General features: G+C 46.3%; 7 protein-coding genes. All 7 read left to right on the forward strand.

The genetic code is table 11. The features are described from left to right. Positions 1 to 346 precede the first annotated feature (346 nt). A complete protein-coding gene (locus tag AC5JL3_RS19690; RefSeq protein WP_496076081.1) occupies positions 347 to 3,109 on the forward strand; it encodes a DUF3854 domain-containing protein in 2,763 nt (920 codons plus the stop codon). 206 nt (positions 3,110 to 3,315) lie between these two features. After that, positions 3,316 to 4,242, forward strand: coding sequence for a hypothetical protein (locus tag AC5JL3_RS19695; protein WP_496076082.1), 927 nt, complete (start codon positions 3,316 to 3,318; stop codon positions 4,240 to 4,242). Between the two features lie 173 nt (positions 4,243 to 4,415). Beyond that, positions 4,416 to 4,628 carry a hypothetical protein gene (locus AC5JL3_RS19700; RefSeq protein ID WP_496076083.1) on the forward strand — a complete coding sequence of 71 codons (213 nt, stop codon included), beginning with the start codon at positions 4,416 to 4,418 and terminating at the stop codon, positions 4,626 to 4,628. A gap of 401 nt (positions 4,629 to 5,029) precedes the next feature. Then, a complete protein-coding gene (locus AC5JL3_RS19705; RefSeq protein ID WP_496076084.1) occupies positions 5,030 to 7,129 on the forward strand; it encodes a hypothetical protein in 2,100 nt (699 codons plus the stop codon). A gap of 412 nt (positions 7,130 to 7,541) precedes the next feature. Beyond that, positions 7,542 to 8,081 carry a calcium-binding protein gene (locus tag AC5JL3_RS19710; RefSeq protein WP_496076085.1) on the forward strand — a complete coding sequence of 180 codons (540 nt, stop codon included), beginning with the start codon at positions 7,542 to 7,544 and terminating at the stop codon, positions 8,079 to 8,081. A gap of 704 nt (positions 8,082 to 8,785) precedes the next feature. After that, complete coding sequence (locus AC5JL3_RS19715; protein WP_496076086.1) at positions 8,786 to 10,165, forward strand: P-loop NTPase fold protein; 1,380 nt, start codon at positions 8,786 to 8,788, stop codon at positions 10,163 to 10,165. Next, positions 10,162 to 13,862 (forward strand): NACHT and WD repeat domain-containing protein (locus AC5JL3_RS19720; protein ID WP_496076087.1); only part of this gene is annotated, 3,701 nt, incomplete at its 3' end. The genes AC5JL3_RS19715 and AC5JL3_RS19720, both read left to right, overlap by 4 nt.

Below are 13,862 nucleotides of genomic sequence, written 5' to 3' on the forward strand. Positions count from 1 at the left end.
GTCATAGGAGGCGATTGTTCAGTACTCATTTGCCGATGGATTCTAGGAGTTTATTTAGTATTGGACAAGATATAATAAACCCAAGAATACATCAGACTTATTAGTTTAATAATTAGGTCGGGCGCAGAAGCACTCCGCATCCAGAAAGTCTTGTTTAGTTTGGACACGAGACTAGACTTTTCTAGATTATAGCTTTTTTTTTGCGTGACATCTTCATACGCCCATTTTCTATTTTATTGGGTGATCACTAAAGATGTAAGAGAATTTAAGAATTCTCTTTTAGGGCACAAAGGCTGAAATCAAGATGGAACGGTAGCGAAGCGCCTCTCAACAATTAGGAGGCAAAATGCAAACAACGGTTAAAGTCTCAGGTGAGACATTACAACCTACAGAGAACTTCCAAACAGGTGATCGCCGCTTAGGCGACCGTCACTATAAAGAGCTGACTCAGGAACGTGGATTGTCACCCGACTGGGTACGCGCTAATTGCTGGTCTGTGACTGAGCAGGAAGCGACAGAAGCTCTACGTTACACAGCTAAATCGGCTGGCATCATGCTTCAGGGGGGCGGCTGGCAAGTTCAATTTAAGCCAAACAAACCTTGGAAAAGTGACACGGATAAGAAGGCTCCAAAATACCGTTCTCCACGGGAGGACTACGATGCCATGCTTCCCAGTCATCCAACCGATAAGACTTTTTGGACTGACCTAGAAGCACTGAAAACTAAATGTTGGCAGATTGACGGGGTTTACTACATCCTCATCACAGAAGGCTTTTTCAAGGCAATAGCAGGATGCTCTAACGGGATACCAACCATCGCACTTTTGGGTATAGAGATGGGGCTAACCAGTAGTAAGGATGACCCGCAAGGCAGGCGTTATCTAGTGCCACAGCTAGAAAAATATGCCAAGGCTGGCTTCGGATTCATCTTTGCTTTTGATGCCGATTGTGTAAACAATCCCGATGTCATGAGGGCAGAAAGAAGTTTAAGTCATCGGTTCCGACAGTTCCGCGTACCAGTTCGCTCTATAAGTGGTATGTGGTCGGTAGATAAGGGTAAGGGGATGGACGATTATATTCAAAAGAATGGCATAGAAGCATTCCGCGCCATACTGCTCAAGGCGAACGAGAGGCAGCAGGATAAGCGTGAGGGTGAGGGTAAGAAGAAGTTTTCCCTACCTCCTGCGAACGTGACAGCTTCACTAATGGCTGAACTCTACCGGGATAAGTTGGCTTGGGAATCAGAGTATCAGCTTTGGCGACACTACGGAGCAAAGCACGACGGGCTTTGGTCCGAGGAGACAGTAGAGAGTGTTCGCGGGTTGATTCATGCTCACCTCCGTACACTACCCGATAGCCCTCCATTTGCTGCTGGCTATGTGTCTAGTGTCTTGACTATCCTTCAATCAGATTTAGAAGTTAAAGATTGGAACGAATCAAACCTTTTACCTCTACGTGACGGAGCGCTGGAAATTGACAGCGGGGAATTACTGACCCACTCACCCAGCAATCGGTTTACTTGGCAGCTCCCTTTCAGATGGGAAGACAGGGATATCGGCTGTGAGCCAATTGAGGAATTCTTGCTCAAGATTACGGGGCATCGTCAAATTGCTGAAGTGTTACTGGCATATTTGGCTGCGATCGTGACTCGTCGCTCTGACCTACAACGTTACCTAGAATTAATCGGTGGAGGTGGTACGGGTAAGTCAACCTACATGGCATTGGCTAAAGCACTCGCGGGAGACGATAACGCGGTTACGTCACGGCTGTCACTGCTGGAAAAGAACCAATTCGAGACGGCGAAGTTTTACAAGAAGCTACTGGTATTGTTCCCAGACTCCGAGCGCTGGCAGGGGGAAGTATCAGTTCTCAAGCAGCTCACTGGACAAGACCCTATCCGGTACGAGCGCAAAGGAGTCCAGCAGTGTAGAGACTATGTTTATGAGGGCATGGTCATCTTGTCAGCTAATGAACCTCCTGAGTCAAGTGATCGCACGTCGGGTCAGGAGAGGCGTAAGCTAACCATCGGGTTAGACAATCGTATCCCAGAGTATGAAGGCAGAAATTTAGCAGAGGAGTTCAAGCCATTCCTTCCAGGTTTACTTAAGCGGGTCTTAGAAATTCCACGCGACCGAGTAACAGATCTCATCAAACACACTGAGCGCAACGTGCCAGCGCTAGCAGCTAAGAAGTGGGCACAAATGGTAGAGACTAACCCAATTGCCGCGTGGGTCGATGAGTGCTTGATTCTTGATCCCACTGCCAAACTTTACATCGGGAAAGACGTTGCAGAAGATGACCCACGACGGCAACAGTGGGCTTATCCCAACTTCCTTGACTACCAAAAGGCATCGGGTCATAAAACATCAATGCCCGTTAAACGCTTCAGCTCTAACTTCAGAGACCTGCTCAAAAATCAGAAGAAACTACCTATCACCGAGCATAGAGACCGCAACGGAGTATACATCCAAGGCATTGGACTTCGCTCATACCATGACCCCGACGGTACTCGCTACCCACACCTTCTTACGGGTGAGTGTGACGGGTTAGTGACGGGTTGTGACGGGTTGGTGACGGCTGAAACTATTGGTAGTGTTGGATGTGACGGATGTGACGGTTTTTTTCAAGTCGGTGAGACAAATGAAATTCACTCATCACCTCAAGATAACGCGCAAAATAATGAACTTGAGGAATGTGGTGAAAATCCATCACATCCGTCACACCCGTCACCTGTAAGCATTCCAGCCGTCACCGACCCATCACCCAACCTATCGCAACCCGTCACAGAGCCGTCACAGGTGCCAGCGGTCGTTGATGAGCTTGAAAGCTGGACGAAATATCACGAACACAAGCCCTACCCAAATCCAAGCTCGGATAATGTTCGCGCTAGCCAGAAACGGGCGCTAAAAATCCGTGAAGCGTATCGAGCCGCTAGGACTAAAGAAGACTTGTCAGCACTTCGGCGTGAAAATGGTGGGGACTTTTCTAAGGAAGAATGTTTTTGGGTCTATAGCTGGCTAAAGAATTTCTTCCAAGCTGAGTACAACTATGTGCAAGCTACGGCCAAAATCAGCCAACCTAGTTTGCTGGATGGAAACTCATCGCTCTAAGTGCGTCAGGTCTTGGACTTTTAGCCCTTGTCGCCTAATCACACTATTACGACCCATCCTAAAAGCGATCTCGTTTATGGTGGCTTCGCAATAGAAGACGTACAACTTGCCCCTTCAGGATGGGAACTCAGAAGAGGCACCCTTGACCAAAGAAGCTCCAGACAATTGGGTCTGAGAGTAACCAAAGTACGCACAGAGGTTAGCTTATGTTTCCGGAAATTGTAACTGTAATCCTCAATGAAAATGGTGGTTTTCCAGACGTTGTACTGGCGGACGCTCTAACACTTGGCTGGAAACGGGCACTTGCCGAAGATAAAGCGCTTGGTATCAAACGCAACTGTATCCTAATGTGCCTCATCCGGTTGCCTGATACGTCTCAAGGTAGAGCTTGCCAAAAGCTGGCTGAAAAGATTAGAGCCGTTGCTCAGTTTGACAAACCTCCTGAAAATCAAACTCAAGCCCTATGGATGCGATCGGTTCAGCTATATTGGCAGACCAGGGCTTTAATGTTGGCTAACCTAGTTTTTCCAGTGATAAACGAGCCACTTCAATCGGGTGGCTCTCTCAGTCAAAACCCAATGCCTCAGGACATTGAAAATCTACGGCTAGAGACGAATCTAGATAAAGCCTTATACGACTTGCTCAAGGAGGGAGAAACTTTAATCAAAGACTGGGCAAAAGCCACAGGCATTCGTTGTCCCTTCCAAGACTTTGAGGAACTCTTCATTTATATTCTGAAAGCCAGATTTAAGAGATATTGGCAACAAGAAGTTTTCAGTTCAGCCTTCTCACGTCCAGACAAGAAAACTGAGAAGAGAGACCAGCGTCAGTGGATAAAGTTCCTTGCTGATCACTTTGATGGTGAACCACTTGAGAAACAATATTCTAAGGTACTGATGGATATGGGTTGGGAAGGATATCCGCTCTTAGCACTACGACATCAAAAAAGGAGCAAGCCTTTCAAGAAACTTTGGAAAGTCTTCTTGAAAACTCAAAGGGAGGCAATCAAGCTGATTGATGATGACCTTCACTTCAAAAAGGGTCAGCCTTATCAAACCAAGCAGACTAATAAAAAAGTTGCCATGCAAGGAAAACTCACTGAAAAAGACTTTATCTACTGGACTTTTGCCTAACAGAACTTAACAAAACTAAATTCGCCCAAAAATCTATTCCCCTTGCCGCTTTGGTATCAAAGATTCAGAGCTAAATTTTTATTGCCCTAATGCCAAAGCCAAAAAAGCCTAAAACCAAGTCCAGACCACGCCAAGACTACGAGAAGAAACCGAGCTGCAAAGGTACGAAATCAATGCGGGGCCAGCCCGAAATTTATGACGAACTCAAAAAAGCTGTTTCTTTTGCTATTACGCCAGCCGCTCAGCTTGGATTAACGCGGCTCAGCCAACAGCTAAAGATTTCTCGAAGTGAACTGATCGAGCAAATTGGTCGGGGGTTGCTCACAATCGCTGAGCTAGAAACTGAGTCCGATTCGAGCTTCGACTTCTTGAAATGCCGGGATTAAGCTACTAAGCAAGAGCTAAACTTATCCAGCTCCAAAACTTTCGGTCAATTTTCTTGAAATCCGAGGATTCAATAAACCCGAAAAATCAAAGGTTTAGGATTTATTTAATACCTCTTATTTATTGAATTGCTCTGATTTATTTATTGATAAAAATCTTGGTTTTACTCTTGAAACACTTGCAAGATAAAGGCTTGGCTCTTATTTAACCTATTGCGTTTCTCGCAACAGAATTCAGTGTACTCTGTGCTAGAAAAGTAGATAAATAATAAATAAGAGTTGGAGAGTGCTGGTTGAGAGAAAATTCCGCTGAATCGAAAAAGTCTAAGTGATTATCGCTTAGTTCTTAAATAAGACCTGAAGTGAAACAAACCCTTTGTAATTAACTCAAGGAGACATTTATTATGAAAGAATTCCTGACTTGTTGGCAAGTCATTGAGCTATATGAAGAATACGTGAAAGCTACTTATCCTCCAGAAATAGCTGAACGAATTATCAATGAACTTCGCAGTGCTGTTCTCCGATTTTGGGCAACACAATTAGGTTTTAAACGGACAACGCAGGGAAGAAAGATGACCTTGGCTGACTCCACCTCAGCTCAACAATTTCTACAAACCTTAGGAGTCGAGACATTACTTAATGCGCGTCAGACTCTAGAGCAGGCGTTTGAAAATCAGAAAGCGTCTATTGCCAGCAAAAACACCTACGGCAACCGTTTTACCCAGTTTTTGAGCTGGAGTCAGGAACAACAGTGGTGGCCTTCTCGAGGTTCCTGGAAAGCTTCTGTGAAGAATCAGTGCTGCCCGATCTTAAAGCATCCCTATGGCAATACCTCTAACACCCCGCTGACGGAACGCCGGACGCGGCAACTGAAGTATCAGCTCAAACCCCAAGAGACTCCTCTAGCACTCCAAAAGGAACTGGATAAATTTTTCCAATTCCTGACCGAACCGGAATGGCCAAGTCGAGTCGTTGACCCAATTGAAGAATCATCGGCTGGTCTATACATCAAGGAGATACGTCTAATGCTGGGCTGGTTCTATCGTTACCAAACGCCACCAATTAAGCTTGAGCAACTGAGCTTGTCACAATTGCTGCCTCTAGTGACGCGAGATGACTTAGAAGACCTCACGACACGACAACAGGAAAAACTTTGGAAGCAGCACAAGCAAACCCTAGAAAGTTGGCTGTTTCGTTATTTTTCTTTTTTAAGAGAAGCTCTCTACTCGAAAAGTCCGCGAACCAGACGCGGTAAGATCTGTGTGCTCTTGGCGTTGGCGAAGTTTCTCTACACGGATGAGGTGGAGCAAAAAGGTGATTATGACCACATTCCTCTGATTAAATTACTGAACAATCACTTAGAGAAAGTGAGAAAGGAAATCGCCGAATGGACGAAAAATCGGCAGTCCGTCTCGGATTTCGACAAAAAGTGGCCAGATACGCAAGAAGGTGAAACGGCGCTGGCCGTTGTCCGGGCAAAGATTGTGGAACCCATGCGTATTGAGTGCCGACCGAGAAACAGTTGCGGACAATTCCGTAGCCGCTTCCAAATTGCCCTAAGTCATCAGCATTACTTACAGTGGTCATTCCTTGCCGATCTTCCAGCCAGACGACAACAAGAGTATCGCACAGCAAGAATTGCTCTTTCCTGCCCAATTACCCGTCCGGAAGGAGTGCCACAAAATGGTTTGTACCATCCCCTGCCACCTTTAGAGGCGCGTGAAAAACGTCGGGACGGAACGATTAAGGACAATTACATCTACAAGACCTATATCCACAAGACAAAGCATTATCCCGAAGGTATCTGGGTGCTGGAGGTACACAAGTACAAAACGTACAAAAGTTACGGAACACAATCAATTGTGATTCCCAACCGCCAGTTTGCTGATGGTAGCTGCTTTTACGATTACCTGGAACGCTATTTGTACGGCTGGTTCCTGCCTGCGGGTTACAGAAATTCCCAAATTTATAATTGGTACCAGCCGGAACTTATCGGTTGCCGAGGACGATGGGTGACAAGTGGACGCGCTGAATTCAATCCAGGTGATGCCTGCTGTTTGCCAGCGGGAAATAATGCCGCCATCTGGTCCTGGGGTTATCTGTTGGTCGCACCTAAACTTGGTACTCTTGCCAATGAGTCAGGGTTTACTGACTCGTTTAATACAACCTCGCATCGCTTGATTGGGAAACGAATTACGCCTCATACGATGCGCTCTATCTGGGCAACTTGGGCGTATCAAGTCCAACTCAATGATGCCCAATTTCGGTCATTAGCTTATGCGATGGGGCATAAGGTTGAGACTCTACGCCAGATGTATGAGCGCTGTACTCCTGAAGAGAAGCGACGACCGATTGAAGAGGCAATTTCGGAGTTGTTGTTTGAGCCTTCTCCAGTGCCTGAGCTTCAGGTGGAAGCTAGTCCACGCTGGGAAAGTTTACTGCAACAGTTACAACAGTTAAGCCCTACTGAGCGAGAGCAGTTCCTGGCAGCGTTTACCAAGTAGTTAGTCCATCAGTTTCGACCGATGAGCGGTGCCTTTTGGGTGGGGAGAGCTTAATCAGGACTTACGCAGAACTACTACCTGTAAGGTGGGCACTGCCCACCTTATTACTACGAATAGTGTTTAAACGAGCAATTTGCGTAAGTCCTAATTAATACCAGGCTGCGGTCAAACGTATAAATCGCGATCACGTTTTTGAAGAGTTTGCTCAAATGCATAATTCCATCAAATTAGAGGCACTATTTTGGTACAAATGTTCTCTTAGAAAATCGCATTTTCTGTAAATATATACCACTTGCGTCAGTCCTATCAGTATAAATTTTAGTAAACATCTGTATAGATATTATGGCTAGAGGGAAGAGTAACTTATAGACAATAAAGACTTACTTTCTTTAAAAGTTTACGAGGAAAGATAATGCCGATCCATCAAGAAACAAGTGGAAACGATACTCCTTTGTTTAACGCTGATTCTGATTTAATGTATGGCTTTACTAGTAACGGTAACTTTGACAGGGGTTCTAGTAAAGGCTCTTTATATAGATGGTGGCAAAATCGCATCCTATTACGTGGAGGGGGAGACAATGATACTTTAGTCGGTGGAGAGGAAAATGAAATCATAGTCGGAGGTTATGGCGATGATCTTATTTTTGATGGCGGCGGCAATGATATCCTATTCGGTGGTTATGGCAACGATGGTTTTGGTGGGGATAGTGGAAATGATTGCTATGTATTACGAGCAGGCTATGGAACGGATTTTATCGACGGTTTTGAAGATGGTCAAGATTCATTCTTTTTAGCTGGTGATTTGACATTTGAGCAGATAACAATTACAAAAAGTTTTGGCGTAGATTATTCTACTTTTCAAATCAGCATTACTAGCACTGGTGAGGTTTTAATGGATCTGGCAACATCTTCAACTGCTGATCTAACAGCAGCAGATTTCATTAGTATCTAATTAGTTCTGTCTAACTTTTCCTCACGCCTTACCACCTTGGTAGGGTGTTTTGTTTTACACCAATGTGACATAAAAGGTATTGTGTCCTAATCGGTGATAAGTGAGCTTATCCACTTATCAATGAGTTGCAAGAATCGGGGGGTCATTCTCAATAAAACCCGATTTTTGACCTTCTCTGTATCGTCTTTTTCGGGAAGTAGCCCAATCAACGGTATATCGTCATTCCAGCCATTATTCTACTTCCGCGAGTGTGAGATTATCGGTATTAGGTAAAGGCAACTGGTATGTGATTCATAAGTCAGTCCTATAGCTTGTTAACTACTGAAGGTGAGAGAACCTAAACGGCTACAGAAGAGCGCCCCTTAAAGTTCGGCATTTCTAAACTACTCATCACACTCTTGGGTAGGCATCTAGTATTCATGCAGCATTGTCATCTCAATGATTAGATCTGGTTGTGTAGCAAAAACTTTTTAGTGACAAGTGATAAGGGTTGCTCAACCTCAGCCCTTGAAAAAATTTGCTCGCTTTTCCAAGTGAGCCTAGGGACTGGTGATTGGGAGCGGATTTGTAATAGGCAATCTTATAGCGGGAAGGGAGTAAAGTATTAGCAGTCGGAAAGCGCTAATCCATCTATGTGGGTAAAGTCGAGGCGTAGCGCTTTTGTTTGGATTAGTTTTTAATAAAATAAAAAACCGGGCAGTGGGATGATAGCTGACTTACAGAAATTCTATCGAGCAACAAACCCTAGCCTCACTCTGAGTACCGACAAGGCGGAAGACCGCAAGTATTACATTGACTGTGCCTCAGTACGGGGTGGAGATATCATCGGGAAACTGAAAAAGAAGATTGCCTTTTTCTCACCCGACGAACCCACCTGCGTTCTATTCACCGGACACATTGGTTGTGGCAAATCCACCGAGTTGTTACGACTTAAGAAAGAACTGGAAGACGAGGGCTTCCATGTAGTCTATTTTGAGTCCAGTGAAGACTTGGAAATGACCGATGTCGATATTGGGGACGTGCTATTAGCGATCGCACGTCGAGTCAGTCAAAGTCTGGACAAGATTACACTAGAAGACACTAGTCGGCTCAAGCAGTTGCTGCAAGGGGCAGCCAAGGTTTTGAACTCCGAGGTGACAGGTATAAAAATCAAGCCTCCCGAAATTACCGGAGTTCCCGGAAGTCCCAAAATTGGTGATGTTGGTTTCACTTCGGAAAACGAAAAGTTTTCGATCGCCTTTGGAATTGGCGAAATTACGACGAAAGTAAAAAGCGATGCAACGCTGCGCGATCGCCTTAACCAATATCTGGGTCCACAGAAAACTCAGCTTTTAGAGGCGATAAACCAAGAACTGCTCGAACCTGCGATCGCTAAACTGAAACAGCAGGGGAAAAAGGGACTGGTAACAATTGTCGATAATCTAGACCGCTTGGATACTCGCCCAAAATCCTGGGGGCGTCCGCAACAGGAATATCTATTTATCGACCAGGGAGAGTTCCTGACACGGTTAAAGTGCCATGTCCTCTATACCATGCCCTTAGCGTTAAAATTTTCCAATGACTATGGAATGCTCACCCAGCGATTCCTAGAAGACCCCAAGGTGTTGCCAATGGTTCCGGTACAGTCACTCGATGGCAGTGACCACGAAGAAGGAATGGCGCTACTGCGACAGATGGTTCTGGCGAGAGCCTTTCCTGACTTAGAGGAACCCAAGCGCCTCAGCCGAATTACAGACATTTTCGACAGTCCCGAAACCTTAGACCGCTTGTGTCGCATTAGTGGCGGTCATGTCCGAGACTTACTCAGACTGCTGCATACCTGGATTGAGGAAGAAATGGGACTGCCCTTATCTCGCGACACCTTAGAGGGAGTCATCCGCGCCTGTCGCAATGAAATGAAACGACCCATCTCCGATACCGAGTGGGAATTGCTGCGCCAGGTACAACAACGCAAAGATGTTACGGATGACCAAGGATACCAAAAATTAATCCGCAGTCGGTTAGTGTTTGAATATCGCGACAAGGGCGAGTGCTGGTTTGAAGTCAATCCAATTTTGGCGGAGGGGAAACAGTTGCAGTCATGACAGACTCCCACCGACCGGAAGATGTCAGCGTCTATAACGAGCGGTCATTGCAACGACTGGCTTGGGCAATTGAAGCGTCGGTCGGACAGTTTCAACTGATTTTTGCCCATTGCAACTATGCCAGCGTGCGATCGCAATTGGTGGAGCGATTGCAGCACATTTGCTCGGTAGACATCCACATCCTTACCCTCAAGGAATCAGACCGAACGCTTTACGCCACAATTCAAGCCGCATTGGGAGAGACACAACCTGCTGCCGTGATGGTATTGGGGTTGGAGTCGGTACACCACATAGACCAAATGCTGGCAGCGGCAGACCAAGTACGAGAGGAATTCCGCAAGCACTGCCATTTCCCCCTAGTGTTGTGGGTGAATGATGCCGTTGGGCAGAAGCTGATGGAATTAGCTCCCAATTTTGTGAGTTGGGGAACAAGACGGAAGTTTGCGATCGCACTTGATGACTTAGCCAATTGGCTGAGACAAACAGCAGAGCAATGCTTTGCCAATCCGTTCAACTCTGTGCCAAACGAAGGTTTGCAGGCAGCAGAACTCGAAGCAGCGCGGCAAGACTTGTTAAAGGCTGAATCCACTTTAGACGCGGAACTGGAAGCTAATTTAGAATCCTTGCTGGGTTTTGCTCAAGAAAGCGATCGCAAACTTGATGCGGCTCTAGAGCATTATCAGCGAGCTGCCTTGCTTTGGCAACAACTTAATCAATTGCAGCAACAGGGATACACGCTTGTGCGTATAGCCTTTTGTTATCACCTCAAAGCGCTGCAATATCAAGAAAAAGATAATCCTTATTCTCAATTAACTAGAGATTATCTCCAGCAGTGGCAAGAGATTTTTGAACGGATTAAACGCTCCGATTTAATCGCCAACTCAATCACTACATTAGGTAAGATTCTGCGCGACTTGCAGGATTGGGAGCTGTTGCAAACACTAGCTCAAATTGCGTTACAACTCCATGAAACTGAAAATAACCTCCTAGAATTAGCTCAGGATTATGGTTTTTTAGCCGAGGTGGCTTTAGCTCAAGAACGCTGGACGGATGCCAACCAGTTCGCGCAAAGGGCACTCGACGTTTTATCACCCATCGCCAGTGAGGCTGTACGACTATCTCACTCCAGTCGGTATCGGTTTAGTTTGGCACTAGCCCAATACCAGTTAAATCAAATTCAAGAAGCAATTTCTAATTTAAAAGCGGCAAAAGCTACCTGCAATCCCCTGGACGATTTAAAACTTTATCTTGATATCCTCAGCCAGTTGCAACGGTTCTACTTCGAGCAAAAAAACTATCTCGAAGCTTATGAAATCAAACAAAAGCAGCGTTCTGTAGAACAGCAATTTGGCTTGCGAGCCTTTATTGGTGCAGGTCGATTGGAATCGCAACACCAAGAAAACTTGGCACAGGCGCAGACAGAAGCTCAGGGGACAATAGCCCCGGAAATGATTGCGTCTGGACGACAACGAGATGTCGAGCAATTAGTTGAGCGGATTATCAAGAATGAGACTAAATTAATCGTCATTCACGGGCAATCTGGAGTGGGTAAAAGTTCTTTGGTGAATGCCGGACTGATACCCGCGTTGCAGGGAAAACAGATTGGCATTCAAACGGTTTTAGTGGTGCCAATCCGAGTGTATACCAATTGGGTTGAAGAATTAGGGCAGTTATTAGCACAAAGACGGCAAGAGAAAGGGATAGATGATAGGAATACGATATCCCCGGACAACCTGAATTCAACAGCCGCCATCTGGGAACAGTTGCACCAAAACGACCAGCTCAATCGGCGAACGGTGCTAATTTTTGACCAGTTTGAAGAGTTTTTCTTTGCTTGTCCTCTAGTCGAACGGCGGAAGTTTTTTGAGTTTCTGGGGGAATGCCTACAAATTCTCTCAGTGAAGGTCGTTTTGTCCTTACGAGAAGATTACTTGCATTATCTACTGGAGTGCAATCGACTACTTAGTCCGGGAATTAGCAATCATGGCATTCTCAGCGAAGATGTGCTTTACCCCTTGAACAATTTTCCCCCCAACGAGGCGCGACGTTTAATCGAGCAGCTAACAGAACGAGCAAATTTCCATCTGGAGTCAGGTTTAATTGACAAACTGGTAGACGATTTAGCTAGTGAGTTGGACTGCGTGCGCCCGATTGAATTGCAGGTGGTGGGAGCGCAGTTGCAGGCAGAGCAAATTAACACGCTGGCACAGTATCAAGCCTATGGTTCCAAAGAAGAACTGGTGCAGCGCTATCTGGCTGAAGTGGTGGCAGATTGCGGCGAGGAAAACCAACAGCTAGCAAATCTCATTCTCTACTTGCTGACGGATGAAAAGGAAACACGCCCCCTCAAAACTCGTGCTGAGTTGGAACGGGAGTTAATAGCGCTAGCAGCAGACACCAGCCAGTTGGGCTTAGTGGTAGCAATCTTAGTGAAATCGGGCTTAGTGTTTGAATTGCTGGAAACTCCCGCCGAACGCTATCAATTAGTGCATGATTATCTAGCTGCATTTATTCGTCGCCAGCAGGAACCGAAGTTAAATCGGCTTAAAGCGGAATTAGAGCAAGAACGGCAGCAACGAGAGAAGGCAGAGACGCTAAGTCGGCTGAGTCAGGAGGAGTTGGCACAGGCGAAGCGCAAAGCAAGGCAGCAAGTGCTGGTGGGTACGGGGATTTTGGCAGTAACTCTGATCGCGTCGGCTGGCGTATGGGCGTTGTCAGGGATGAGGATGAGTGATGCCAATACGAAGGAAATGGAAGCTGACAAGCGAGTAGCTAATGCTGATAAAAGAGAAGTGGATGCGAATCGACGTGTGGCAAATGCCAATATCAGAGTGGTAGGTGCTGAGAAGAGAGTTAAGGACGCGGCACAGCGGGAAAAAGAATCTCAGCAGCGAGTCACAGAGGCAAACAAGCAAGTAGAACAGGCCAAGACGAGGGAAGCCAACGCCAACAAACAAGTCCAAACGGCTCAACAAACTGTGCAACAGGCAAAGAAGGATTTAGCAGCAGCGGCAGCACAACGAGATAGGGTTGAGCGAGAGGCAAAGCAGAGAACTGAGACAGCGCAGCAGGAGGTTAACGAGGCTAACCAACAGCTAGCCGTAGCACAGGCAAGACAACAAGAGGCACAAGTCAAAGAAAGAGAAGCACAACAGGAACTCTATCGGGCAGAAGCTAATCTAGCAGATGCACGGCAAGAGATAACTTTGGCAGAAGAACAACGCCAAGTAGCTACTCAAGGCAAAAACTTGGAGCGAGCCGGAGTTAGTGCTTTGTGGCAGTTTGAGTATTCCCAACTCGATGCTTTACTGGTAGCCATGCAGGCTGGCACTGAGCTAAAAGGGATGGTCAAAGGCAAGTCACTCCAAAACTATCCTGCCTTTAGCCCTATCTTTGCGCTCCAGCAGATTCTGAGTCGTATTCGGGAACGAAATCAACTGCGTGGTCATGAGAGCGCTGTCTGGAGTGTCAGTTTTAGCCCGGATGGTCAAACGATTGCCAGTGCTTCAGTTGACCGCACGGTGCGCTTGTGGGACAGGCAAGGCAACCCGATTGGTCAACCCTTCAAAGGTCATGAGGGCACTGTCTATAGTGTCAGTTTCAGCCCGGATGGTCAAACGATTGCCAGTGCTTCAGTTGACCGCACGGTGCGCTTGTGGGACAGGCAAGGCAACCCGATTGGTCAACCCTTCAAAGG

Source organism: Symplocastrum torsivum (assembly GCF_059505465.1).

Bases quoted from the DNA above. Each gene is read 5' to 3' on its own strand.
- AC5JL3_RS19700 (WP_496076083.1), top strand. From the start codon at position 4,416: ATGCGGGGCCAGCCCGAAATTTATGACGAACTCAAAAAAGCTGTTTCT.
- AC5JL3_RS19715 (WP_496076086.1), top strand. From the start codon at position 8,786: ATGATAGCTGACTTACAGAAATTCTATCGAGCAACAAACCCTAGCCTC.
- AC5JL3_RS19690 (WP_496076081.1), top strand. From the start codon at position 347: ATGCAAACAACGGTTAAAGTCTCAGGTGAGACATTACAACCTACAGAG.
- AC5JL3_RS19710 (WP_496076085.1), top strand. From the start codon at position 7,542: ATGCCGATCCATCAAGAAACAAGTGGAAACGATACTCCTTTGTTTAAC.
- AC5JL3_RS19705 (WP_496076084.1), top strand. From the start codon at position 5,030: ATGAAAGAATTCCTGACTTGTTGGCAAGTCATTGAGCTATATGAAGAA.
- AC5JL3_RS19695 (WP_496076082.1), top strand. From the start codon at position 3,316: ATGTTTCCGGAAATTGTAACTGTAATCCTCAATGAAAATGGTGGTTTT.